The sequence below is a fragment of the Psychroflexus sp. ALD_RP9 genome, assembly GCF_017311165.1.
GTDB lineage: Bacteria > Bacteroidota > Bacteroidia > Flavobacteriales > Flavobacteriaceae > Psychroflexus.
Window position 1 is genome coordinate 1,270,555 of sequence record NZ_CP062973.1, and the last position, 25,779, is coordinate 1,296,333.

At 34.5% G+C, this 25,779-nt stretch carries 23 protein-coding genes; 15 read left to right on the plus strand and 8 right to left on the minus strand.

What is annotated here, in order from left to right:
- Positions 1-160: 160 nt before the first annotated feature.
- Complete coding sequence (locus tag IMZ30_RS05975) at positions 161-931, minus strand: THC0290_0291 family protein (protein ID WP_207039638.1); 771 nt, start codon at positions 929-931, stop codon at positions 161-163.
- A 183-nt stretch (positions 932-1,114) separates the two neighbouring features.
- Between IMZ30_RS05975 and gdhA the strand changes: the two genes are divergently transcribed.
- The 3 genes from gdhA (at position 1,115) to recO (ending at position 5,562) form a co-directional block, all read left to right on the plus strand.
- A complete protein-coding gene (gene gdhA / locus IMZ30_RS05980) occupies positions 1,115-2,464 on the plus strand; it encodes an NADP-specific glutamate dehydrogenase (protein ID WP_207039639.1) in 1,350 nt (449 codons plus the stop codon).
- Positions 2,465-2,548: 84 nt separating this feature from the next.
- Positions 2,549-4,846 carry a T9SS type A sorting domain-containing protein gene (locus IMZ30_RS05985; protein WP_207039640.1) on the plus strand — a complete coding sequence of 766 codons (2,298 nt, stop codon included), beginning with the start codon at positions 2,549-2,551 and terminating at the stop codon, positions 4,844-4,846.
- Positions 4,846-5,562: a DNA repair protein RecO gene (gene recO / locus IMZ30_RS05990; protein ID WP_207039641.1), complete on the plus strand. Its 717-nt coding sequence runs from the start codon at positions 4,846-4,848 to the stop codon at positions 5,560-5,562. The genes IMZ30_RS05985 and recO overlap by 1 nt, the downstream gene beginning before the upstream one ends.
- Here recO and lysS read toward each other — a convergent pair.
- Positions 5,559-7,250, minus strand: a complete 1,692-nt coding sequence (gene lysS / locus IMZ30_RS05995; RefSeq protein ID WP_207039642.1) for a lysine--tRNA ligase — start codon at positions 7,248-7,250, stop codon at positions 5,559-5,561. The genes recO and lysS overlap by 4 nt on opposite strands.
- A gap of 143 nt (positions 7,251-7,393) precedes the next feature.
- On the opposite strand from lysS, the gene IMZ30_RS06000 reads away from it, so the two are divergent.
- The 3 genes from IMZ30_RS06000 to IMZ30_RS06010 all read left to right on the plus strand — a co-directional run bounded on the left by IMZ30_RS06000 (position 7,394) and on the right by IMZ30_RS06010 (position 10,302).
- Positions 7,394-8,341, plus strand: coding sequence for a 2-hydroxyacid dehydrogenase (locus IMZ30_RS06000; RefSeq protein ID WP_207039643.1), 948 nt, complete (start codon positions 7,394-7,396; stop codon positions 8,339-8,341).
- Between the two features lie 58 nt (positions 8,342-8,399).
- Positions 8,400-9,002 (plus strand): lipoprotein signal peptidase, encoded by a 603-nt coding sequence (locus IMZ30_RS06005; RefSeq protein WP_207037432.1) that lies wholly within the window; start codon positions 8,400-8,402, stop codon positions 9,000-9,002.
- A gap of 352 nt (positions 9,003-9,354) precedes the next feature.
- The gene (locus IMZ30_RS06010; protein WP_207037433.1) at positions 9,355-10,302 is read left to right on the plus strand and encodes a T9SS type A sorting domain-containing protein; all 948 of its coding nucleotides are present in this window, start codon (positions 9,355-9,357) and stop codon (positions 10,300-10,302) included.
- 40 nt (positions 10,303-10,342) lie between these two features.
- Here IMZ30_RS06010 and IMZ30_RS06015 read toward each other — a convergent pair whose 3' ends face one another.
- Together IMZ30_RS06015 and IMZ30_RS06020 are read right to left on the minus strand one after the other, a co-directional pair.
- Complete coding sequence (locus IMZ30_RS06015) at positions 10,343-11,593, minus strand: aspartate kinase (RefSeq protein ID WP_207037434.1); 1,251 nt, start codon at positions 11,591-11,593, stop codon at positions 10,343-10,345.
- 17 nt (positions 11,594-11,610) lie between these two features.
- Positions 11,611-12,084 carry a GNAT family N-acetyltransferase gene (locus tag IMZ30_RS06020; RefSeq protein WP_207037435.1) on the minus strand — a complete coding sequence of 158 codons (474 nt, stop codon included), beginning with the start codon at positions 12,082-12,084 and terminating at the stop codon, positions 11,611-11,613.
- 106 nt (positions 12,085-12,190) lie between these two features.
- On the opposite strand from IMZ30_RS06020, the gene fbp reads away from it, so the two are divergent.
- The 7 genes from fbp (at position 12,191) to lipB (ending at position 18,716) form a co-directional block, all read left to right on the plus strand.
- A complete protein-coding gene (fbp, locus tag IMZ30_RS06025; protein WP_207037436.1) occupies positions 12,191-13,210 on the plus strand; it encodes a class 1 fructose-bisphosphatase in 1,020 nt (339 codons plus the stop codon).
- A 152-nt stretch (positions 13,211-13,362) separates the two neighbouring features.
- Positions 13,363-15,078 carry a tetratricopeptide repeat protein gene (locus IMZ30_RS06030; protein WP_207037437.1) on the plus strand — a complete coding sequence of 572 codons (1,716 nt, stop codon included), beginning with the start codon at positions 13,363-13,365 and terminating at the stop codon, positions 15,076-15,078.
- Between the two features lie 2 nt (positions 15,079-15,080).
- Positions 15,081-15,389, plus strand: coding sequence for a DUF4286 family protein (locus IMZ30_RS06035; protein ID WP_207037438.1), 309 nt, complete (start codon positions 15,081-15,083; stop codon positions 15,387-15,389).
- 4 nt (positions 15,390-15,393) lie between these two features.
- On the plus strand, positions 15,394-16,203 hold the full coding sequence (gene rsmA / locus IMZ30_RS06040; protein WP_207037439.1) for a 16S rRNA (adenine(1518)-N(6)/adenine(1519)-N(6))-dimethyltransferase RsmA: 810 nt from the start codon (positions 15,394-15,396) through the stop codon (positions 16,201-16,203).
- Entirely contained in the window at positions 16,184-17,533 is a 1,350-nt protein-coding gene (mgtE, locus tag IMZ30_RS06045) for a magnesium transporter (protein WP_207037440.1), read from the plus strand. The genes rsmA and mgtE overlap by 20 nt, the downstream gene beginning before the upstream one ends.
- Positions 17,534-17,923: an acyl-CoA thioesterase gene (locus IMZ30_RS06050; RefSeq protein WP_207037441.1), complete on the plus strand. Its 390-nt coding sequence runs from the start codon at positions 17,534-17,536 to the stop codon at positions 17,921-17,923. It begins immediately after the preceding gene.
- Between the two features lie 73 nt (positions 17,924-17,996).
- Positions 17,997-18,716, plus strand: a complete 720-nt coding sequence (lipB, locus tag IMZ30_RS06055) for a lipoyl(octanoyl) transferase LipB (RefSeq protein ID WP_207037442.1) — start codon at positions 17,997-17,999, stop codon at positions 18,714-18,716.
- Here lipB and IMZ30_RS06060 read toward each other — a convergent pair.
- A complete protein-coding gene (locus IMZ30_RS06060; protein WP_207037443.1) occupies positions 18,706-21,150 on the minus strand; it encodes a hypothetical protein in 2,445 nt (814 codons plus the stop codon). The genes lipB and IMZ30_RS06060 overlap by 11 nt on opposite strands.
- 82 nt (positions 21,151-21,232) lie before the next feature.
- Complete coding sequence (locus IMZ30_RS06065; RefSeq protein WP_207037444.1) at positions 21,233-21,832, minus strand: ribonuclease HII; 600 nt, start codon at positions 21,830-21,832, stop codon at positions 21,233-21,235.
- 97 nt (positions 21,833-21,929) lie between these two features.
- Between IMZ30_RS06065 and IMZ30_RS06070 the strand changes: the two genes are divergently transcribed.
- Positions 21,930-23,912, plus strand: coding sequence for a putative porin (locus tag IMZ30_RS06070; protein ID WP_242529637.1), 1,983 nt, complete (start codon positions 21,930-21,932; stop codon positions 23,910-23,912).
- An 81-nt stretch (positions 23,913-23,993) separates the two neighbouring features.
- On the plus strand, positions 23,994-25,229 hold the full coding sequence (locus IMZ30_RS06075) for a glycosyltransferase family 4 protein (RefSeq protein WP_207037446.1): 1,236 nt from the start codon (positions 23,994-23,996) through the stop codon (positions 25,227-25,229).
- Between the two features lie 7 nt (positions 25,230-25,236).
- Here IMZ30_RS06075 and IMZ30_RS06080 read toward each other — a convergent pair whose 3' ends face one another.
- Together IMZ30_RS06080 and IMZ30_RS06085 are read right to left on the minus strand one after the other, a co-directional pair.
- On the minus strand, positions 25,237-25,440 hold the full coding sequence (locus IMZ30_RS06080) for a DUF2892 domain-containing protein (RefSeq protein ID WP_207037447.1): 204 nt from the start codon (positions 25,438-25,440) through the stop codon (positions 25,237-25,239).
- Between the two features lie 143 nt (positions 25,441-25,583).
- Positions 25,584-25,760, minus strand: coding sequence for a hypothetical protein (locus IMZ30_RS06085; protein ID WP_207037448.1), 177 nt, complete (start codon positions 25,758-25,760; stop codon positions 25,584-25,586).
- Between the last annotated feature and the right edge of the window lie 19 nt (positions 25,761-25,779).

The following is a 25,779-nucleotide window of genomic DNA, read 5'->3' on the forward strand; positions in this document are numbered from 1 at the left end:
AATTATTGCTATAAATAAGTAATTTTGCAGTTAAATTCTAATCAAACCATTGTTTATGCTCATAAGTTGTCTCTAAAATTTAGACATGAAGAGGACCAACTCATCATTTAAAAGTGTAAATGACTAATTAAAAAATGCTAATAGTTTGAGTGTTTTAAATTTACAAGTATTGAATGTAACCAATACCTACCCAAAAAATCCAGTCATTATATTTGTTACCACTGCTTGGGTTAAGGCCTTCTACCATATCGTCAAAATAAACATGCCAGCGACCTTCTAAATTAAGCTCACTCATTTCATCTAATTTGATTTTAGCACCAACCTGAAAGTTTAGTGCTCCTGTTGTGAGGTTTGTACTCGAAATCCTTGGTTCTTCGCCTTGGTCCCATAAAAACGTAGGCCAGGTATTATCAATAGAGCCTAAACGCCCTGGTAAACTAGTTTCGTTGTTTGGATTAGCAAAAGCCACACCAATGCCAAAGCCAGCATAAGGTGTTATTTGATTGGCGCTTGTTTCAAACTCTCTAATATCTTTCCAGTACCATTCTAAACCTGTACCAATTTCAAAAACAGAAGTGCTACCGGTCATAGCACGAAGCTTAAAAGCGTTATCGCTACTACTATTTACATAAACACCATAGTGCTCTAGGTTTGTTTTATGAAAACTAAGTTGAGTTCTTACTTTAAAATGCTGGTTAAAATAACGGCTATAACGTGAACTATAAGCAAAATTTAAGTAATGGCTTAAGCCAATACCAAAACCTGTATTACCAAAATTTGTTTCGGCATCACCACGTTCACCGTAGTCACCTCTAAAACCTACAGGGCCTATAATAACACCTAGTTCATGATTAAGTTGTTGTGCTTGTGAAGTGTTGAAACTTAACCAGACCATCAAGACTAGAATGATTCGTAAAAGATTGGTTTTCATAATACTGTAATTAGTTCGACAAATATATAAAACTTTAATTAGTCAAAAAATAAAATTATAAAGCGGAGTAGAATTTAAAAACTATATCAAAACCCCTTTTTTAAGACTTCAAATTATCATATCCTTAAAAATATATAGTAACTTTGCTAAATATTTAATTTAAACACTATTAAAATTGGTTTAATGGAAAATTTAATTCATGATTTCTTAGAAAAGGTGTCTGAGCGAAATGCTCATCAACCTGAGTTTCTTCAAGCTGTTGAAGAGGTTGCTGAAACAATAATTCCTTTTATACAGGAGAACGAAAAATATCAAAATAAAATGCTCTTAGAGCGAATGGTCGAGCCAGAACGCGTGGTTATGTTTCGCGTATCTTGGCTAGACGATCAAGGTCAAATTCAAGTTAACCGTGGTTTTAGAATTCAAATGAATTCAGCCATTGGTCCTTATAAGGGCGGACTTAGATTCCATCCATCGGTTAATTTAAGTATCTTAAAGTTTTTAGCTTTTGAACAAGTTTTCAAAAATAGCTTAACAACCTTACCAATGGGTGGCGGAAAAGGTGGTTCTGACTTTGATCCTAAGGGAAAATCAGACAATGAAGTCATGCGTTTTTGCCAAAGCTTTATGACTGAACTTTACAGACATATTGGTGCTAATACTGATGTGCCAGCTGGTGATATTGGTGTAGGCGCAAGAGAAGTTGGCTTTATGTTTGGTCAATACAAAAGATTACAAAACGAATTTACAGGTATTTTAACTGGTAAAGGCTTTTCATTCGGCGGTTCTTTAATTAGACCTGAAGCAACGGGTTATGGCGTGGTTTACTTTACGCAAGAAATGCTAAAACGTAATAATGACAACCTAAAAGGTAAAAAAGTAGCTATTTCTGGATCTGGAAATGTGGCGCAATATGCCTTCCAAAAAGCCATACAGTTAGGTGCTATCGTCGTTACTTTATCTGACTCATCAGGATTTGTTTACAGTAAAGATGGCTTCCACTCTAAAGAATTCGACTTTTTACAAGAGCTTAAAAATGAAAAACGTGGTAGAATTCATGAAATGGCTGAAGCGTTTGATCATGTTGAATTTTTTGAAGGTAAGAAGCCTTGGGATGTCGGTACTGAAATTGATATTGCTTTGCCATGTGCCACACAAAACGAATTAAATGAAGACGATGCCTACAAGCTCGTTAATAAACAAGTAAAAATCGTTACAGAAGGTGCTAACATGCCATGTACACCTGAGGCTGTAGAGCATTTCCATAAAGAAGGCGTCATCTTTGCACCTGGTAAAGCTTCTAATGCTGGTGGTGTTGCCGTTTCTGGACTTGAAATGTCACAAAACTCTATGCGTTATAACTGGACTGCAGAAGAGGTAGATAACAAATTAAAACAAATCATGAGCGACATTCACGAAGCTTGTGTAAAATTCGGTCGCCAAGATCAAGTACCAGTTAATTACGTTAAAGGTGCTAATATCGCTGGCTTTGTAAAAGTGGCAGATGCTATGCTTGCTCAAGGAGCCGTTTAATTTTAGAATAGCATAAATTTAAAAAGCTCGACTTTGGTCGGGCTTTTTTTATAATATTTGTACACTTTTTAAGTTAATAAAAGTATGAAGCTAAACCTCTATTTAATTTGTTGTTTCTTTCTGTTAAATTTTAGCATTGCCCAAGAATTTAATCAAAATTGGGAAGGGCATTTTTCTTACTTCAACGTATCTGGGCTAAGCACTTCACCTCAAAATATTTATGCTGCCGCCGAGAATGCTTACTTTACTTATAACACAATCAATACATTTACCGAAACCACTTCAACTATAAATGGATTATCTGGAGAAAAAATTTCAGCAATTTACCACTCTAACAGCTTTCAGCTTACGGTCTTAGGTTACGAATCTGGTCTCATTCAATTGGTGATGGATAATAACCAAAACGTTTTCTCTGTTGTAGATATACTAAATAAAGTAAGTATTTCACCCAACCAAAAACGCATTAATCATTTTTTTGAATTTGAAGGAAATCTTTATATTTCAACCGATTTTGGTATAGCCGTTTACGATTTAGAAAACTTAGAATTTGGAGACTCTTTTTTTATCGGAAATAATGCTGCTCAACTTCAAATTAATCAAACACACGTCTTTAATAACACAATTTATGCCGCTTCTACTGCAGGCGGAATCAGGTATGCAGCCGTTAACAATCCTGACTTAGTCGATTTTAATGAGTGGCAAAGCCTAGGCTCAGGCAGTTGGAAACAAATTCAAGCCACATCTACACAACTATTTGCTATGCGTTTTGATAATCGATTGTTTGAATTAAGTGGAACTAACCTGAGTTTAGTTGAAGCTTTTCCGCAAGAAGTTAGAGACTTTAGAGCCGAGCAAAACCAAATTGTGCTTTGCTTTCCAGACCAAGTTGAAGTTTACGATGTAAATTTTAATCTGCAGTACTTTGTAAGCGACCTGACTGAAACAAACCTTGACTTAAACACTGCAGTGAGCTTAAATAACAGTTTGTACCTAGCCGACCGTAATTTAGGTGTTTTAAAAATTACCGCTCAAAATCAAACTGATTTTGTTAACATCACACCAGACGGACCTTTATCAAATAAGGTTTTTAGTGTAGAAGTGCAACCTGGCCATATTTGGTGTGTTTATGGCGAATATACCCAGTTTTTTAATCCATTTCCGCTAACTTCTCGTGGTGCAAGTCATTTTAGAAACGGAGAATGGTTTAATTTAAGTTTTGAAGATTTAGACCAAACCCGTGAACTTTCTGATATCACTTACGACCCTCAAAACTTCAATCGGGTTTTTTTAAGCAGTTATTTTGATGGCCTACTTGAAATTGAAGATGATGTGGTCGTTAATCACTATCAAGCTTCAAACTCTAATATACAAGGTGTGCCTTCAAATATTAATGATAATCGCGTTGGTGCATCAGCCTTTAATAATCAAGGCGATTTATATTTTACTAATTCATTATCTGAATTCCCGCTTAAACAACTTTCAAGTTCAGGCACTATACAAGGGCTAGATACTTCTGAAAGTTTTGTAACTGCCACCAATGAAGCTAGTAGTAAAATAGCCGTAGACCGTCAAGGTAATGCTTATTTTGCCTCGTTTAAAACAGGTGTTATTGCTTATGAAGCGGCCACAGGAAAATCAGGTGCCATAAACTCTAATATTGATGGTGTCGATTTTCCAGACGCATTTAATGAAAACCCATCAATCACAGCCTTAGAGTTTGATCAAAATAACCGTTTATGGATTGGTACGAATGTGGGCTTAAGGGTCGCTTTTTCGCCAGCTGGTATTTTTGAAGAAGATCCTTTTGTTACAGTAGCACCTATCATTATTGAAGATGTTGATGGTCTCGCTCAAGAGTTATTATTTGAGCAGTTTATAACCGATATTGCCATTGATGGTGCAAATAATAAGTGGATTGCTACGGCAGATTCTGGTGTGGTTCAGGTCTCGGCAAATGGCCAAGAAGTGCTCAATATTTTTACAGAAGATAATTCGCCTTTGCCTACAAACTCAGTGCGTTCGGTAAGTGTTGATCAAGACACAGGCGTTGTTTATTTTGGAACTACACAAGGCTTGGTGTCTTATAATACCAATATTACGGGAAGTAATGAAGATTTAGAAAACGTGCGTGTATTTCCTAATCCAGTTCGACCTGGATATAATGGCTTGGTAACTATTGATGGTTTAATTGATGATGCTAATGTTAAGATTACAGATATTTCAGGTAACTTGGTTTACGAAGAAACTGTTAATGGTGGTACTATTCAATGGGATACGACGGCTTTTGGTAGGCACAAGGTAGCTTCGGGTGTTTATTTAGTACTTATTACAGGTGCTGACCAAGTTGAAACCAAGGTTGCCAAAATCATGATTATACGTTAATGCAAATTAAAACCACAGGTCTTGTTTTATCGACGGTTAAGTATAGCGAAGCCGATTTAATCGTGAGCATATTCACCAAAGAAAAAGGTTTGGTTAGTTTTTTTTTAAAAGGAATTCGGAAGGCTAAACGCTCCAAGCTGAAATCATCTCAATTTCAGCTTTTATCTTGTTTAGCACTCGATTTTACCTATCGCGATAACAAGTCGATGCAATTTATTAAAGAAGCTAAAACTCACATTTCGCTTCAAAACCTTCAACAGAATATTTATAAATCGACCATGTGTATGTTTTTGGCTGAAGTATTGAAGTTGAGCATACAAGAAGAAGAACAGAATATCGCTTTATATCAGTTTTTAGAAAATAGTCTTCAAAGTTTAGATCAAGCCAGCACTTACGCTGACTTTCATTTGCAATTTTTAGTAGAATTAACACGATTCTTAGGCTTTTACCCTGAAATAAATCATAATGATTATGCATACTTCAACCTATTAGAAGGTGCATTTCAATCTGAAGAATTGTCTAAATATGTGATTAGTGGTAGCAATGTTCAGATTTTAGAACAGTGTTTAAATTCTTCAGATTTGTTTAGTTCGCTTCGGATTCATCAAAAAAAGCGTCAAGACTTTTTAGATATGCTCTTGTATTATTACGAAATTCATTTAGATGGGTTTCGTATTCCTAAATCGAAAGCTATTCTAGAACAAGTCTTTGCTTAAACTAAGCTTACGAGTAAACCATCTTCTGTTTTTTCAATCTTAATTAAGGCTTTTTTCCGTAAAGATTTAGTGGTTTTATCCCATTTTTTGTTACTTAAACCAGAAGCATCTTTAAGTTTGTTAAGATCTTGTGGTGATTGCTTTTGAAGTAAAGTCATCACTTCTTTTTCTTCATCATTGAGCTCTACTTTTTTCTGTTCAGGCTTCATTTGTGGAAAAAACAAGACTTCTTGTATTGATGGGTTGTTGGTGAGAAACATAATTAAACGATCGATACCAATACCAAGTCCAGAAGTTGGTGGCATGCCATATTCTAAAGCTCTTAAAAAGTCTTCATCTATAAATTCACTAGCTTCATCATCACCTTTTTTAGCGAGTTTTAGCTGCTCTTCAAAGCGTTCACGTTGGTCAATTGGGTCGTTCAACTCAGAATAGGCATTGGCTATTTCTTTACCGCAAACCATGAGTTCAAAACGTTCGGTTAGTTCAGGATTGTCGCGATGTTCTTTACACAGCGGACTCATTTCTTTCGGGTAATCGGTGATAAAAGTAGGTTGTATAAAATTAGGCTCACATTTTTCACCAAAAATTTCATCAATCAATTTACCTTTTCCCATTGTATCATCAACTTCAATATCTAGGCTTAGAGCAGCTTCACGAAGTTCGGCTTCGCTTTTTCCTGTGATATCTAAACCTGTGTATTCTTTAATCGCATCAGTCATGGTAATGCGTTTGTAAGGTGCTTTAAAATTGACTTGATGTTCTTTAAACTGCGCTTCGGTTGTGCCATTAACTGCTAAGGCGCAATGTTCTAATAATTGCTCGGTAAAATTCATCATCCAGTTGTAGTCTTTATAAGCTACGTAAATTTCCATAGCCGTGAATTCTGGATTATGAGTACGATCCATACCTTCATTTCTGAAGTTTTTAGAGAACTCATAAACGCCATCAAAGCCACCAACAATTAATCTTTTCAGGTATAATTCATTGGCAATTCTTAAATATAAAGGAATGTCTAAAGCATTGTGATGGGTTACAAAAGGCCGTGCAGCGGCGCCACCTGCAATTGATTGTAAAATAGGTGTTTCGACTTCCATATAATCACGTTCATTAAAAAATGAACGCATGGCGTTAAATAATTTGGTACGCTTAACAAAAACCTCTTTAACTTTAGGATTTACGACTAAGTCTGCATAGCGTTGGCGGTAGCGTTGCTCAGGATCATGAAAGCCGTCATATTCGTTTCCATCCTTATCAACTTTTGGGAGTGGTAAAGGCTTTAAAGCTTTACTGAGTAAGCTAAACGTTTTAACCATAATGGTTTTTTCGCCCACTTTTGTTGTGAATAATTCACCTTCAATCCCGATAAAATCACCAATATCAAGTAATTTTTTGTACACATCATTATACAAGGTTTTGTCTTCACCTGGACAAATTTCGTCTCGGTTAAAGTAAACTTGAATGCGACCTTCGCTGTCTTGAAGTTCTGCAAATGAGGCTTTACCTTGAATACGACGCGACATGAGTCGGCCAGCGACAATTACAGATTCACCTTCTTTAAAATTAGATTTAATCTGTTGAGATGTGTGCGATAACTTAAACTCATCTGCAGGATAAGGATTAATCCCTAATTCACGAATTTTTGTTAGTTTATCACGTCTAATCTGTTCTTGTTCTGTTAATGGCATGACCTCAATTTTTAAGCCGCAAAGATACGTAGATTTACATAAACCTCATATATGCCTTTAAAAATCTATAAAGCTTTCAATACACAAAATTAGGATTATCTATTTTGCTCAGATAATATTGTATTTTTGCTTAAAACATATTGATGAAAGTTTTACATCTTGATGAAAATCATCCTGCTTTAGCTGAAGGTTTGGCCAAACTTGGTTTTGAAAATCACACGGATTATAAAAATTCTAAAACCGACATTGAAGTGAAAATTCATAATTATCAAGGCTTAATTATTCGAAGTCGTTTTACTTTAGATGCTACTTTTTTACAAAAAGCCACACAACTCAAATTTATCGGTCGTGTTGGCGCTGGTTTAGAAAATATCGATCTTTCTGTGGCAGAAGAACTCGGCATTAAATGTTTCAACGCGCCAGAAGGGAATAGAAATGCGGTCGGTGAACACAGTTTGGGTTTGCTTCTCAATTTATTTAATCGCATCCGTATTTCAGATGCTGAGGTAAGACAAGGCGTTTGGCAACGTGAAGCCAACAGAGGTCTAGAAATTGAAGGGAAAACCATCGGCCTGATTGGTTACGGCAATATGGGAAAAGCCTTTGCGAAAGTTCTTCGCGGATTTGATTGTGAAGTGTTGTTTTATGATTTAAAAGAAGATATCGATGATGCAAATGCTAAACAAGTCAATTTACAAACCTTACAAGCTAAAGCTGATGTATTGAGTTTGCACACGCCACTCACTGAACTCACAAAAAACATGTTGAATGCTGAATTTATTGCTGCTTTTAAAAAGAAGTTTTGGCTTATTAACACAGCAAGAGGGAAATCTGTTGTCACTAAAGATTTGGTTGAAGCTTTAAAATCAGGTAAGATTTTAGGCGCAGGTTTAGATGTCTTAGAGTTTGAAAAATCGTCTTTTGAAGACTTTTTTACTCAAAAGAATTTACCAGCCGAATTTAACTATTTAACAAAAGCTAAAAATGTAATTTTAACACCACACATTGCTGGTTGGACGCTAGAAAGTAAGTACAAACTCGCTAAAACTATTGTAGACAAGATTGCCGCACATTTTAGCAATGAAGTTTAACGCTTCGACTTAAAAATAAAATATTAAATTACATTTGTAACTTAAACTTTGTAAACCAATGAATTTAAAGAAAGCCAGCCTGATCATTGCCATTATTTTAATCATAGATCAATTGTCTAAAATTTACATTAAAACCAGTTTTAGGTTAGGTGAATCGGTTGAAGTCTTTTCATGGTTTAAAATTTTATTTATCGAAAATGAAGGTATGGCTTGGGGCGCAAAAATACCAGGTAGTTACGGTAAAATTATCCTCACTGTATTTCGTTTATTTGCCATTGTCGCCATTGGCTATTGGTTAAAAGACAGCATTAAGAAACATAAACCGAAGGTGTTAATTTGGGCCATTGCTTTAATCTTCGCCGGCGCCTTGGGTAATATTATCGATTCGGTGTTTTATGGGATTATTTTTGACGGTAGCTATGGGCAAATTGCTACTTTATTTGCAGAGCAACCTTATGGCGAATGGCTGAAAGGCAATGTGGTTGATATGCTCTATTTTCCATTATACGATGGTATATTACCCGAATGGTTACCGATTTGGGGCGGTGAGCGTTTTGTGTTTTTTGAGCCTGTATTTAACATTGCCGACACCGCCATTAGCACCGGCTTCGGCTTATTATTAGTCTTTAATAAAAAGGCCTTTCCTAAAGAAGATCAGTAAGTTGCTTCAGCTCAGATGCTTTGATAAAACATAGCTTAAAAAGTATTTAAACCGCATATTTCATTACTATGCTTTAGAAATGGCTGTAAAAAATATATTTTTAAAGGTTTTATTATGAATTTTTTATATATTTAACAAATAATCAAACCTAGCTATTATGCAACTAACAACTACCAACTTTAATTTTAATTTTATTTCTGCCTTTTCTTATATTTTCACAAGATGAGATTTGTGGTGCTAGTGGTACTGATATTCAAAGTCATTCAAGCTTAGATATTAATCGCAATGACTTTTATTCTTCTCAACAGACTTTTTTAGCTGATATTAAACAACTCATTAAAAACTAAGCATCATGAAAACAGTCATAAAACTATTAATTATTTGTATGCTTGGGCAAAGCTTGACTAGCTTAGCCCAAACCACCGCCATTCCTGATGAAGATTTCGAACAAGCCTTGATTGATCTTAATATCGATTCAGATGGCATCATTAACGGACAAGTGTTAACGGCTGATATAGAAACGATTGTGGAATTAGATTTTTCAAATTTGTACGATTCATTTTTATATAATGGTGGTACCATAACAGATTTCACAGGTATTGAGGCCTTCACAGCACTAGAAATTCTCAACCTATCTAATTTAACAGTTGTTCTGTCTGAAGAACAGGCTGGCGTCTTCAATTCAAACTTAAATCTTAGAGAATTTATCGCCGATACTGAGAGTTTCGATGTTGGCCCATATATAGCAATACCCTACTTAGATTTTAGCAATCTTAATCACCTAGAATATATTAGTTTAGAGACTAGTTTTCAGATTAATTCCATTAACCTAAACAACCCTAATTCCTCTTACGAGAACTTAACCATTAATCTAGATCACGAATATTGGTATCCGCCATACACTTATTCGGTTTGTATAAATGTTAGTGATGCCCAAGCCGCTTCTTTAAATCAGTTCCCTTATAATACTTGGACTATAATTACACCCGCGCCAGATGTGAATGACTATGTTTGGAGAGATTATAATTTTTCTTCTACCTGTAATTTGTCAACAACAGATTTTGAAAATCTAAACGCGCTATCGGTTTATCCCAATCCTGTGCAAGATCAATTATGGCTAAAAAACCCTAACAATTTAAACATCGATAGAGCAGAAGTTTATACTATTTCGGGACAGCTGATTAAAACAGTTGAGGCAGTAGATACGTCTATAGACCTTGCGTTATTAGAAACAGGTGTTTATTTCGTAAAAGTGTTTAGTGCTCATAATTCAAAAACGTTTAAAGTCTTAAAGCAATAGCCATCATGCCAACCCATTAAAGCAGTAGCAAATTAAACGTTTAGTTCACCACTAATTGTACGGTTTCTCGCGTTACTTGTTTTAAGAGCACAGATTTATCTTTTTCAATTCGTTGTATGGCGGCATCATTAAAATGCCTAATGGTAAATAGCGATACACCTTTGTTGTATGTCACTTTAAACTTAGCTTTTAATTCTTCAATTAATTTATCGACATTATTAAATTTATTATCTACACAAACCGAAAATGAAATGGCTGAATTCTGAATTAAATCGACTTTAATTTGATAGCGATGGAACAACGCAAAAATTTCTGAAATATTTTCTTCTACAAAAAATGAAAAATCTAAACTAGATAGCGATAATAACACTAAATTAGGCTTAACAATATAACATGGAATTAAAGGTTGAATTTGCTCTCCCTTTTGAACGCAAGTCCCTTTATCTGTTGGATTGAAAAACGATTTAACCAATAAAGGTATTTCTTTTTTCTGCAAGGGTTGAAGTGTCTTCGGGTGAATAACCGATGCGCCATAAAAGGCGAGTTCGATGGCTTCTTCGTAAGAAATTTGGTGCAAAAGCTGAGTGTTTTTAAACACATTAGGGTCGCCATTAAGCACGCCAGGCACATCTTTCCAAATCGTTACACTTTCAGCATTTAAGCAATAAGCAAAAATCGCCGCGGTGTAGTCACTCCCTTCACGACCTAAAGTCGTAGTAAAGTTATGCTGGTCTGAGCCAATAAAACCCTGAGTAATATTTAATTCACTTGTATCTACATGAGCATTAATTTTTTCTTGGGTGCGTTCCCAATTCACACCAGCATCGCGATAAACACTTGTAGTATCGATTAAATTTCTGCAGTCGTGCCAAGTATTAGCAATATTAAGGCTATTTAAAAATTGACTCACAATACTTGTGCTAATCAACTCGCCAAAACTCACCACTTGGTCATACACAAAATCATAATTAGGCGATTTGTTGCGATCTAAAAAAATACGCAATTCATCAAAAAAATAGTTCACTTTGGTGTAAGCCGGATGTGCTGAAGTCTCAAATAAATCCTTTAAAATTTCGTGATGATACAGTTTTAAGTCTGTGATGGCTTTGTTAAGATTTTGGTCTTTTTCAAAATACAGCTTAACAATTTGTTCTAAGGCGTTAGTGGTTTTTCCCATCGCCGAAACCACCAATAACTTTTGGTCGGTTCCTGTAAGTTTTAAAACTTCAGCGACATTTTTAACACCAGCAGCATCTTTTACCGATGCGCCACCAAACTTAAAAATTTGCATAATTATGATTTAATAGATTACAAGTTAATGTTTTTAATGTGAGCTTCATCTAATTGAACCGTTCGCCACTCTTTAAACACGGTTGCACCATATGACTTATAAAATTCGATAGCGTTTGAATTCCAATCTAAAACAACCCATTCTACACGTTTAATTTTATGGGTTTTAGCATGTAAAATCAGTGCTTCAAGCAGAGCCTTACCAATACCTTTTTGTCGATGCGATTGGGTTACAATTAAATCTTCTAAGTGATAAGTTTCGCCTTTCCAAGTTGAAAATCTGGAATAAAATAAAGCCATTCCTACAATAGTTGCATCAATTTCAGCGACAAAGCATTTAAATAAAGCATCTTTACCGAAGCCGTAAGCTTTTAAATCATCTACATTAACTTCAACAGCATCGGGTTCATTTTCAAATTTAGCCAATTCCTTGATTAAGTTTAGCACTTGTGGCATATCTTCAGCCGCTGCAAGTCGTATTTGAAATTCCATCGAACTCATTTTTAAACAAAAATACGTTGTGAAAAATAAAAACATTCTTAAATCGGATATAAAAGCGGTTTTTTCCTATTTTTGCTGAAACTACAACGTTTTCGTAATGAAAAAAGCTAACCAAACCCTCGGTGAATTTATCATCGAAAATCAAAAGTCATTTAAGTACACATCAGGCGAATTATCTCGATTAATTAACTCGATTAGACTTGCTGCCAAAGTGGTAAATCACGAAGTTAATAAAGCCGGATTAGTCGATATCACTGGTAATGCAGGCGAAACCAATGTACAAGGTGAAGACCAGCAAAAGCTTGATGTTTATGCTAACGAACGCTTTATACAAACCTTAATTAACCGTGAAATTGTTTGTGGTATTGCTTCAGAAGAAAACGACGATTATATTACCATTCAAGGTCAAAATAAAGCCCACGATAATAAGTATGTGGTCCTGATGGATCCACTTGATGGTAGCTCTAATATTGATGTTAATGTTTCGGTAGGTACTATTTTTTCAATTTATCGCCGCCAATCACCTGTTGGGCAACCTGTTGAAATAGACGATTTTCTTCAGCCTGGCAATCAGCAAGTGGCGGCAGGTTATATTATTTACGGCACATCAACAATGTTAGTGTATACGACTGGTCATGGTGTTAATGGGTTTACATTAAATCCAGCATTAGGAACCTATTATTTGTCGCATCCTAACATGAAATTTCCTGAAGAAGGCAATATTTATTCAATTAATGAAGGTAACTATGTGCATTTTCCTCAAGGTGTTAAAGATTATATTAAATATTGTCAAGCTGAAGTAGAGTCTGACAACAGACCTTACACTTCGCGATATATCGGTAGCTTAGTGTCCGATTTTCATCGGAATATGATTAAAGGTGGCATTTACATGTATCCTAAAACAGCTAAAGCTCCTAAAGGAAAATTACGCCTATTATACGAGTGTAACCCAATGGCTTTTATTGCTGAGCAAGCTGGCGGAAAGGCTTCTGATGGTTATCAACGTATTTTAGATATTCAACCCACTAAGCTTCATGAGCGTGTGCCATTTTTTTGTGGAACTCAATCTATGGTCAATAAAGCAGAAGAATTTATGGCTAACTATAAAAACGAATAGTTTTTTCGGTTTAGGTCTCGGTTCAGTTGAAGTTTTTGAACTAGGGTTTAACATCGCAAGTTCCCAAAAAAGCTTAATTTAGCACAATGCGAAAATTAAGCTTCATATTATTACTTTTTTTATTCAACTTAGTATGGACTCAAAATGCTAATTTGGCTCAAAATTATTTAGACCAAGGCGAATATGAAAAAGCCTTAGCCGTTTATGAGCAACTTCTCGAAGAAAATCCTAGAAATCAAAAATTTTTGTTAGGTTTAGTAGAAGCGCATAAAAATTTAGAACAACTTCAAGCCGCCAAAAAAGCTTTACAAACTTACCTTAATCGTCCAGGTAATTACCCAAATATAGAGGTTGAACTTGGCTATTTGTTCGATCAGGAAAAACAACTCGATTCAGCAAAAATATATTATCAATCAGCTTTAGCAAAGGTAACAGAGCGCCCAAATTTTGCCTATATTGTTGGTAAAGCTTTTCAAAATTATGGACTTTTAAATTACGCTGAAGAAACCTACGAAACTGCCCAGAGCATTCGGCCATCAACCAACTTTTCAATAGAATTGGCACGTATTTATGGTGAGCAAAGCAAGTTTGAAAAAATGTTTAACAATTATGTTGATATCATTGAAAAAAATGCGCGTTATTTTAAAATGTTAAGTCCAAGATTTTCTGATTTTATCACCAAAGATCCTAACAATAAAGCCAATTTAGCTTTTAAAACAGTTTTATTACAACGCAACCAAAATGAACCTAGAAAGCTGTACAATGAAATGCTAAGCTGGTTGTTTGTGCAACAAGGCAATTTAAATTTAGCATTTATACAAGAAAAAGCCATTTATGCCCGAAGCCAAACCAAACAGCTCAATAATATTTTTGAACTCGGACAAATTGCTTTTGAACAAGAAGATTATAGTTTAGCCAAACAAATTTTTAAAGAAGTTCAAGCTAAAACCAATCAACCTGTTTTGTTTTACAGAAGTGCTCAGTATTTATTGAAGTTACTTCAGTTTAACCCAGAAAATTCAGTTGAAACTGTCAACCAAGCTTATCAAGATTTTTTTACAGCTGAAAAAATTTCAACACTAACACACGCTATTTATCTTGATTGGGCAAAATTTACAGCCAATCAGTTACAAAATCCTCAAAATGCCATTAAGTTGTTAGATGAAGTTAATTCGTCACAAATTCGGCCATCACAAATGGCTTCAACAAAACTGTTGAAAGGTGATTTGTTACGCTTAGAAGGGCAATTTAACCAAGCCTTATTGCTATATGCGCAAGTAGAAAAATTAGTGCCCAACTCAGATGAAGCACGAGAAGCGAAGTTTAAAACTGCACAAACAAGTTATTTTCAGGGTGATTTTGATTGGGCTTTAACACAACTCGACGTCTTAAAACAGTCCGTTTCACAACGCATGGCCAATGATGCTTTAGAGTTAGCCTTACACATTCGCGAAAACTCATATCTTGATTCTACCCAAACCGATTTAAAGCGTGTTGCTAAAGCCGACTTGTTAAGAAGTCAGCAACGTTATCATAAAGCGATTAATATTTTGCAAAAGGTTTTAGAATCTTATAAAGATGTTGCCATAGTAGATGAAGCCTTGTATCGTTTAGCCTTAAACTTTGAAAGTTTGTCTAATTTTGAAGCTGCTGCAGAAGCTTACAACCAATTGGTGACCGATTATCCTGAAAGTATTTTAGCAGACAATGCTTTATTTGCACAGGGTTTAATTTATCGCGATCAGCTTAACGCGACCGAAAAGGCTAAGTCAAAATTTGAGCACATTATTTTTAACCATCCCGATAGCATTTACTTTGTTGAAGCTAGAGAAATTTTTAGAACTTTGCGCGGCGATAAAATAGAATAATTATGTTTATTTATAATATTACAATGCAGGTTGAAGCTTCTGTACATCAAGATTGGTATAGTTGGGTAAATTCTAGCTTTATCCCTGAAATGTTATCGACTAAAAAATTTACAAAAGCAGTTTTAAGCGAGGTTTTACAAGATGAAAATCAGGATAGCTTTACTTATTCAGCGCAGTTTTTTGTGCCAACTGAAACACATTTAGAGGCCTATAAACAAGCTTATGCTTCAAAAATTGAAGCTAAAATTAGCTTGTTTAAAACACGCGTTGTTAGTTTTAGCTCAACTCTAAAAATTATAGACCAACATTAAGTTTATGCAAGTAAAAGCAAAAAAACACCTCGGGCAGCATTTTTTAAAAGACCTTAATATTGCTCAGCAAATTGCCGATAGCTTGAGTTATTCGGGCTATAAACATTTAGTCGAAATTGGTCCTGGCATGGGTGTTTTAACACAGTTTTTACTTGCAAAACCAGTGAACTTAGTAGCGATGGATGTAGATCGTGAATCAATTACCTATCTAAATACCAATTTTAGAGCACAATTCTCTAAAGCCGAAATAAATCAAGATTTTGAAGTTGTGAATGCTGATTTTTTAAATGATCATTTAATCAAGCGGTTTCAATCTGAAGAATTTGCGGTTATTGGGAATTTCCCTTACAATATTTCAACTCAAATTGTGTTTAAAACCATCGAGTTACATGCCTATATTCCAGAGTTTGCGGGCATGTTTCAAAAAGAAGTCGCACAACGCATTTGTGCAAATCCTGGTAGCAAAACCTATGGAATTACTTCAGTTTTAACGCAGGCCTTTTACGATACAGAATATTTATTTACTGTAAAGCCTCATGTTTTTAATCCGCCACCAAAAGTCGATTCAGGCGTACTTCGACTGGTTAGAAAAGCAAATTATCAACTTGAATGTGATCAAAAGTTGTTGTTTAAGGTGGTTAAAACCGCTTTTAATCAGCGCCGAAAAACAATCCGAAACAGTTTAAAAACACTTCAATTATCAGCTGATTTGACTTCAAAGCCTATATTTAATAAACGCCCAGAACAGCTTAGTGTTTCAGAATTTATAGAATTAACAAAAAAAATCGACGAAGATGCAGTTTCAAATCAGTAAAGACTTTGTTGAAAAAATTCAACTTCTTGTTGAAGAGCATAATAATGATGAACTATTACTGCATTTAGAAGAATTACACCACGCCGATATTGCCGAAATTTTAGATGAATTAAGTCTTAATGAAGCAACTTATATCATTAAACTATTAGATTCAGATAAAACGGCTGAAGTCTTAATGGAAATTGATGAAGATGATCGGGAAAAAGTGCTTCAAAACTTAAATGCGCAAGAAATTGCCGATGAGATTGAAGAAATGGATACCGATGATGCAGCCGATATTATTGCCGAGCTTGACCGCGATATTCAGCAAGAAGTCATTAACAATATTACAGACCGAGACCACGCTAAAGATATTATTGAGCTATTGCGTTATGATGAAGACTCAGCAGGTGGTTTAATGGCTAAAGAGTTAATTAAAGTTAATGAAAATTGGAGCGTTACTGGTTGTATGGAAGAAATGCGCTCTCAAGGAGAGAATGTAACTCGTGTTCATTCAATTTACGTGGTCGATAACAAAGGCAAACTTAAAGGCCGACTGTCTTTAAAAGATTTAATTACTGCACCAAAAGATGCTCATATAGCTGACGTTTATATTACAAAAGTAGATTATGTAAATGTGCATACAACTGGCGAAGAAGTTGCCAGAATTATGCAAAAATACGACTTAGAAGCAATTCCTGTTGTAGATGAATTAGGAAGGCTGGTTGGTCGTGTTACTATTGATGATATTGTCGATTTTATACGGGAAGAAGCCGAAAAAGATTACCAAATGGCTGCTGGTATTTCTGAAGATGTTCAAGCCGATGATGGTTTAATACAACTTACACGAGCACGTTTACCTTGGTTAATTTTAGGCTTATTAGGTGGTTTAGGTGCTGTTTATGTGATGCAAGGTTTTGATGAAGCTTTAAAAGATTATCAGGTTCTATTTTTCTTTACACCCTTAATTGCAGCTATGGCTGGTAATGTTGGCGTACAATCTAGTGCAATAATTGTTCAAGGTTTAGCTAACGATTCTTTGAAAGAAAGCTTGTTGAGTCGATTATTAAAAGAGGTTAGCTTGGGTTTAATAAATGGTATTGCTTTAGGTTTACTAGTGATGGTTTTTGGTTTTATAACAGCTTTACCACAATTAGTTAGTATTACTGTTGCAGTTTCTATTTTATCAGTGATTTTAGTTGCGGCTTTAATTGGGACTTTTGTGCCTATTATTTTACATAAGCGCGGTATTGACCCAGCTATTGCAACAGGACCTTTTATTACCACAAGTAATGATATTTTTGGCATTTTTCTATTTTTCTATATCTCTAAGCTCATACTAGGTTTTTAAGTGAAGGCTGATTGTTTTACATACAAGTATGAAGTGGCTCCCAAAGACATCGATGAACTTAACCATCTAAATAATATTCGCTCGATTGAGTTGGTTTTAGATGCAGCAAAGCAACATTGGGAACACTTAGCTTCAACTAAGCTAAAGTCTGAATTTGCTTGGTTTTTAGTTGAGCACCACATCAAGTACAAATCTCAAGGGTTTTTAGGTGATCAACTGAGTATTGTAACTTGGGTTAAAACAACTTCCGGAGTAAAATCTATAAGAGTTGTTGAAATCTATCGGAATGATACACTTCTCACGACTTCAACCACAACTTGGTGTTTGGTTAATCAAGCAACCAAAACTTTAAGTAAAATTCCACCTGAGATTTTAAGCTTATTCAATTAAACCTCATAAGCTTTCTTTAAAATGAAATCTAAACTCAATTTAAGATACTTACCTTTGTACTTCAATTTTAGTTATGAGTAAAGATGTCATTTTTCAAGATTTAGCATTACGTGATTATAAAGAAACTTGGGACTACCAAGAAGATTTATTTCAGCAGATACTTGATATAAAAATTAAAAATAGGCGAGAAGACGCGCAATTACCAACTCAAAATCATCTGTTATTTGTCGAGCATCCGCATGTATACACTTTAGGTAAAAGCGGCGATTTAAAAAATTTGCTTTTGAACGAAGCTCAGCTAAAAGAAAAAAACGCAACATTTTATAAAATTAATCGTGGAGGCGACATCACTTATCATGGTCCTGGACAATTGGTAGGTTACCCTATTTTAGATCTTGAAAACTTTTTTACAGATATACATCGCTACTTAAGAACTTTAGAAGAAGTAATTATTTTAACACTTAAAGATTACGGTTTAAAAGCCGAACGAAGTAAAGGCGAAACAGGCGTTTGGCTAGATGTAGGAACACCATTTGCGCGTAAAATTTGCGCTATGGGTGTTCGCGCTTCACGTTGGGTAACCATGCATGGCTTTGCACTTAATGTAAATGCTGATTTAGGCTATTTTGATAATATTGTGCCTTGCGGAATTCAAGATAAAGCGGTTACCTCATTAAATGTAGAACTCGGCCAAAAGGAAGTTAGCTTAAATGAAGTTAAGGCTAAAGTTAAGCATTATTTTGAAGATTTATTTGAAGCTCACCTAACCAGTAAAAATTCAACTAATCGCTAAATTGATAAACCAAAATCGATTGGTCGTCACCTTGAGTAATAAATTCGTACTGATTTGGCGCTAATTCGCGTAATTCAATTTCAGATGTTGCATAAATAGGGAACCCATCAATTAGCTTACCGTCGCTATTTAGTAAATATAATTGTTGGCTTTGTTCGTCAACTACAGAGATAAAAACAGTATTGCGCATCTGATGTAATTTTGGCCTGAGATACAAACCATAATCTAACTGAACTTCTTCTGTGTTAATTTGAAGTTTATTTTCAGACAAACTCACATAATGCTGTTTATTGGCAGTAAAATAGTGATTACTAAACCAATTTTGAGGACTCAAATTTACTTTGCCATCAGTCTCTATAGTTACCAATTCACTATTATTTGATGTTCCTATAAATTGGTTACCAAATTCATAAAAAGCATTGTTACTTGGTACAAACTTTTGGTTTGGTTTAACCCTAATATCACCAGTTCGATCTAAAATAAAAAGTTGTTTTTCAGTTTGCGCTAAAATATAGTCTTTTGCATCAATTCTGATGTGTTTTGGTGCTTGTGTAATATTTGACTGTGGAGATTTAAACTTAAAACCTTTCACAAGCTTTGCATCTTTATCATACATTTTTATTTGGTTACCTTGTGTCACCACAAAACGGTGTCGACCATTATTGCTGTAGTCAAACAACTGCAATCCTTGTGTAATGGGTTGCTTAAAAACTATCGGAAAGCGGCTAACTTCGCTTCCGTTTTTGTCTAAAACATAAAGCTTGTTTTGGGTTGTGAAAGCTAGCTGTAAACGTGTATTTTTATAAATATCAAGGCTTTTAATCTTGCCTACTATTTTACTGTCAAGTTGTTTTTGCCAAATTTCACGACCTTTAGAGTCAATAAGATGCAGCACATTAGCTTCGTCTTGGTATACAATGTCATGTTGTTGTGTACGCCAGTTAACAAAGTATTGTGGTGGCATTGCCAAATGGTGTTGCTGTTTTAGTCGATTAACCTTTAAGCTAGTTTTAGAAGAGTTTATCGCAGATTGGCTGTAAGTATTTATTAAAGTATATTGTTTTTGGAGGTCAAGCTGAATTAAACTTAAATTAAAACCATTGAGTTTAATTTTCTTCCACGCAGTTGAATGTTTTTGACTTTTTGAAGCTAAATGCGGTAATAAATTTTCATTTAAGCTTCCCAGTTGAAGTGTGTAAGAAGACCTTAATTCATCACGACTTTCTTTAAAATAATCAGTTTCAGCTAAAGTGGCATTATTTTTTATATTGACTAAGGTGTTTTCTAGAGTTTCTAAGTTTTCGCTAAATAAAAAATGTCCTTTAAATTTAGTTACAAATTTTGGCACGAAATTTTTAATTAGTGGGCTAAAGTGGTTAAATGCATCAAAGTGATCTAATTTATAAATTTGTTCGCCTCTAAAGCCTTCACTAACTTCTAAGTCATTTAAAAACTGCTCTTCAAAGCCAAGAACATCTTCTGGCATATAATCGACACAAATAGATGCATTGCTGAAAGTAACACTCAGTTCTGCAGAAAAATTTTCAATAGGGTGAGAAATTATGTCGCTTGTAAAGCCCAGATTTCTTCGGCGATCCTGAAAACTCTTAAAATCAGATATGCTGAAGTTGTAAAAATAAGTTGAATTTAACGGGATAGCTTCAGCAAATTTTGTACTTCTGTTAAGTTCATCTCTTAAAACTTCAATAAAAACTTGTTGGCCTTCAGCAGGTAAAATTACACCATTAGCCATAATGTCTTCTGCGTTAATTTCTAAGTCTAAAACTGCCCATTCACCTAATTCGCCATAAACAGAACTTGAGTTCTTAAACAGGTGTTGGTGAAGTTGCGAGAGGCGAGATAAATTTAAAAATAGAGAGTTTTGACTATTGCTACTTGCTTTTAAGGCTTTATAAAAACTAGCTTCTAGTTTAATATTATTATTGTGGCTGCGAATAATATTTTCTAGCGTTAAACGCGAACTACTTATAAGTTTTATGTTATTAAGTTGGGTGCTGTAAAATGATTCTTTATCGATACTAATTTCATTTAAATTGGTACCATCGTACTTTAAACTTTTTTGGTTGTTAATTAAACCAGTTTTAATAAGTGATTCGGTTGAGTTGGTTATAAATGTATAAGCAAAACTATCACTACCAATGCTAGAAATGCTTAACATTCCGCCTAAATCTGAATTAATATGAGACAACAATTGAAGTTGTTGCTGAAGGTCAATAATAAGTTTATTGTCAAGATTTTGCTTAATGAAGCTGTTAGTTGACAAATTGGTTTGGAGTTGATTAATGGTCTCAAATTCAAAAACCAAGATGCTTTTTGGTGGTAATGCATCAGCTAAAGCAATGGTTTTTGTAGATGTTGAGTTGCTACAACTTATTAAAATTATGACTAGAGTTAATTGAAAAAGCCTTAACATAATACTTATAATTAATCAACAAATTTACACATTCAATTTGCAATTTGGTTGGTTATTAAACAGCATTTTAAGTCAACTTATTTTAAAAATCTAGGCTTAATTGTTCCGGTAATAATTTAAAGCTTTTTCTATGATAGTCTGTCGCACCAAAATTTTTTATAGCTTCTCGGTGTGATTTTGTCGGGTAACCCATGTTTGTACGCCATTCATATTCAGGATGTTCTTGATCTATATTTAGCATATAAGCATCACGAGCTGTTTTGGCTAAAATAGAAGCTGCTGCAATATTTAAGTATTTTCCGTCTCCTTTAATTACACATTGGTGCATGATGTTTTTATAGGCTTTAAATTTATTACCATCTACAGCAATAAATTCAGGTTGAGGCTGAAGTTGTTTAATTGCGCGATGCATTGCTAAAATTGAAGCATTTAAAATGTTAATTTCGTCGATTTCGGCCATCATCACATGTGCAATGCCATAACTTATAGCTTTTTGTTTTATAAGTGGTTCAAGTTGTTCGCGCTTGGTTTTGCTCAGTTGCTTAGAATCGTTAAGCCAATCGTGTTTAAAATGTTTCGGTAAAATAACAGCGGCTGCAGTTACGGGACCAGCCAGGCAACCACGACCGGCTTCATCGGTACCACATTCTAGCAATTCCTGTTGGTATTGAAGTTTCAGCATGATACAAAAATACATTTTATTCTATTTTTTTAGCATGTAAAACAAATCTCAATTGCATTCGTTAAAAATTGGTACTTTTGCGCTTTAATTTTTAATGATGAGGTTACTCTTTTTAGCTGTTTTACTTTTTGTTGTAGCTCATACTTCTGCCCAAGGTACGCTAGGCGGTAATGCTCAAGGTAGGCCATCAACAAATAGAATCAGTCTAAGCGAGACAAAAGGCGATGATAATGATAAAAAAGAAATTAAAGATATTGACGTTAGTGTAAGCGATTATAAGCAAATTTTAGCCAATGGCGATACGATTAGTTTAGATACTACTCTTACTATTCGCAAGTACTATAAATATAATTATTTACGTCGTGATGACTTTGGTTTATTGCCTTTTCAGAACATTGGGCGCCCATTTAATGCATTAACTCGTGACTTTAGCACATTATCACAAAACCCAGAATTTGGAGCCACCGCAAAGCACTTTAATTTTATGGAAGCTAATGATATTAGCTATTATCACGTACCAACTCCACTCACTGAATTTTATTTTAAAACCGTATTTCAGCAAGGCCAAAATGTTGATGCCTTTTTTACAACCAATATTAAGCCCGAACTTAATTTATCAATCGCCTATAAAGGCTTACGATCACTTGGCAACTATCAAAATAGCTTAACTAGTACCGGAAATTTAAGAATGACTTTGAGTTACCAATCTAAAAATCAACGTTATTTTGCACGAACCCATTTTGTTTCTCAAGATTTAATGAGCCAAGAAAATGGCGGGATGACAGCTGAGGCAGTTCAGTTTTACGAGGATGAGTTACCCGAATATGATAATCGCTCATCGGTAGCTATGCAATATGAAAATGCAGAATCGACTTTGTATGGGAAACGCTTCTATTTAAATCAAGCTTATAAATTGAAGTCAAATGCTGACTCTACCTCTTCGGCTGAAGTTACCGCGTTTCATAAGCTGAATTTTTCAGATAAAGAATATCAATTTCAACAAACAGAAGCCACATCAATTTATGGTGAAGCCTTTGAAAATTCTAATTTATATGACGAAGTTGAGTATCAGTATGTTCGCAATCAGTTAGGAATTAGTTATCAACAGAAATTTTTAGGTAAACTCAGCGGATTTATAGAGCATACCAACTACAATTACGGGTTTAATTCTATTGTACTTCAAGATGATGGTAATATTGTACCCAACCGAATTAACGAAGATGTTTTAGCTGTAGGCGGTAATTACCTTACACAGTTTGGCGGCTTCAAATTTAAAACCAATGCCGCACTTAATTTACATGACACCTTTAAAGGTTATGATGTAAATGTAACTTCGAGTTATCAATTAGATTCGACATCTACTGTTTCAGCACGATTAAAAATAAATTCAGCATTGCCAAATTTCAATTTTTTATTGTATCAAAGTGATTATAAAAACTACAATTGGTACAATCCTAATTTTGATAATCAAAACTTACAGCAATTACAACTTCAGCTTGCATCTAAGCGCTTTGGGACTTACAAATTAAGCTATCAACGCATAGACAATTATACTTATTTCGGATTGATAGATAATCCAGATGCTACAGCAAATGCAGATACTCTGGTAAAGCCAATGCAAAGTGAGGCACAAGTTCAATACCTTAAATTTAAGGCACAAAAAGACTTTAAAGTTGGTAAGTTTGGGTTAGCTAACGATGTAATTTACCAACAAGTTTTGTCTGGCGAATCGGCTTTTCGAGTTCCTGAATTGGTGACACGCCAATCTTTATATTACCAAGATTTTTGGTTTAAAAAAGCCTTATTTATGCAAACTGGAATCACATTTAATTACTTTACAGACTTCCAGTCTAATGCTTACGACCCGATTTTGTCTGAATTTTTTGTCAATAATCAAGACTTTAAAAGCTTTTATACGGCAGACATCTTTTTTAACGCAAAAGTAAGAACAGCAAGAATTTACTTCAAGTTTGAAAACTTTCCAACCATATTCCAAGGAAATACCAACTTTGCAGCACCAAACTATGCTTACCGCGATTTTGTAATACGATTTGGTTTAGTGTGGAATTTATTTTTGTGATAACACTAATTTAATATACTGCGCTACTGAAGTGTTTTGTGCTATGAGACCTAAAGCTTAATTTTACAAAAAAAAGCTTCAATGCTGCAAAAGCAACTTTTAATAATTGGTTATGTTTGGCCAGAACCGAATTCATCTGCGGCTGGAAGCCGTATGATGCAACTGATTAATTTATTTTTAAGCAAAAACTTTAAAATAACCTACGCATCACCAGCAAAAACTACAGATTATACCGAAGATTTAACAAAACTTGGTGTTGATGTAGCCAATATTCAAGCCAATGATTCTAGTGTAGATCAATTTCTAGAAGCTTTACAACCAACTCATGTACTGTTTGATCGTTTTATGATGGAAGAACAATTTGGGTGGCGAGTAGCTGAAGTTATTCCTGAAGCTATTAGAATTTTAGATACAGAAGATTTACACTTTTTTAGACGAGCAAGACAGCAAGCTTATAAATCAAAACAAAGTTTTAAAACCAGTTTTTTATTTACGGCAGAAGCCAAACGAGAAATTGCTTCAATTTATCGTTGTGACCTTAGTTTAATTATTTCTCAAGCCGAATTAAACCTGTTAAAAACACAATTTAAAATAGATAAACGCTTATTGTTATACCTTCCTTTTTTAGTAGATTATAAGCGTTTAAAAGAACGAGATTTACCATTATTTCAAGACCGAAAAGATTTTGTAAGCATTGGTAATTTTTTACATCCGCCGAATTACGATCAAGTATTATACTTAAAAGAAGATATTTGGCCTTTAATTAAGGCTGAGTTACCTCAAGCTAAGTTGCACGTTTATGGAGCCTATACCTCACAAAAAGTAGAGCAATTGCACCAAGCATCAGAGGGTTTTTTAATTCATGGTCGCGCTAAACATGCTATTAACACAATCAAGCATGCCAAAGTATTGCTAGCACCATTGCGCTTTGGCGCGGGCTTAAAAGGAAAATTTATTGATAGTATGCGTGCTGGAACGCCAGCTGTAACGACCACTATTGGTGCAGAGGGTTTGTGTGGTGATTTGCCTTGGTGTGGCGAAATAGCTAATGAAGCTAAAGGTTTTGCTGAACAAGCAGTAAAACTATATCAGAATGAAAAGCGTTGGCATAAAACACAATTTAACGGATTTAAATTATTAGAAGAGCGTTTTAGGTTGCAAAAATTTAAACCAACTGTGTTTAAACGATTACAAAAAATTGAAATAGAATTACATAAGCATCGTCAGGCAAATTTTGTAGGCCAAATGTTGATGCATCATAGCTTACAAAGTACAAAATATATGTCACGTTGGATTGAGCTTAAATCTCAAACTTAAGTGAGATTTATTTACGCTTACATGTTTTTACACCTAGAATTGTATAGAGTGGATAAAAACTAATAATGCTCGTTAATACAAATACACCCGCAAAAATAAGTAAAATAATACCTAGCGTTCCAGAAATAATATCTTGTGTAAATAAACCAACTATTACAGCGGCAATTAAAAACCGCACTAACTTGTCGGCTGATCCCATATTTTTTTTCATATTAGTCCGATTTTAATCTATAGTTAAATATACGAAAAAAAGATAACTTCAGTTTAGATAGCTTTCAGATGCCGAATGACAACCGATGTAAATATTCCAATAAATTTATTGCTAATACCTCTGTGAAATACCACTAAAATTAGCTATTTATTTTTATTACTAGGAAACTTTTGTTCAGAGTACTGTCCTAAAAAGTAAAAACCTAATAAAGGTATAAACATAAATTTTGCTGATGCTTCTAGTACATTTAGCTCGTTTAAGCTTAATAATATAATTGCCATTAAAACAATGGCTATGCTGTTAAAAATGGTTTTATTCATAAATATTATTTTTTCAAGA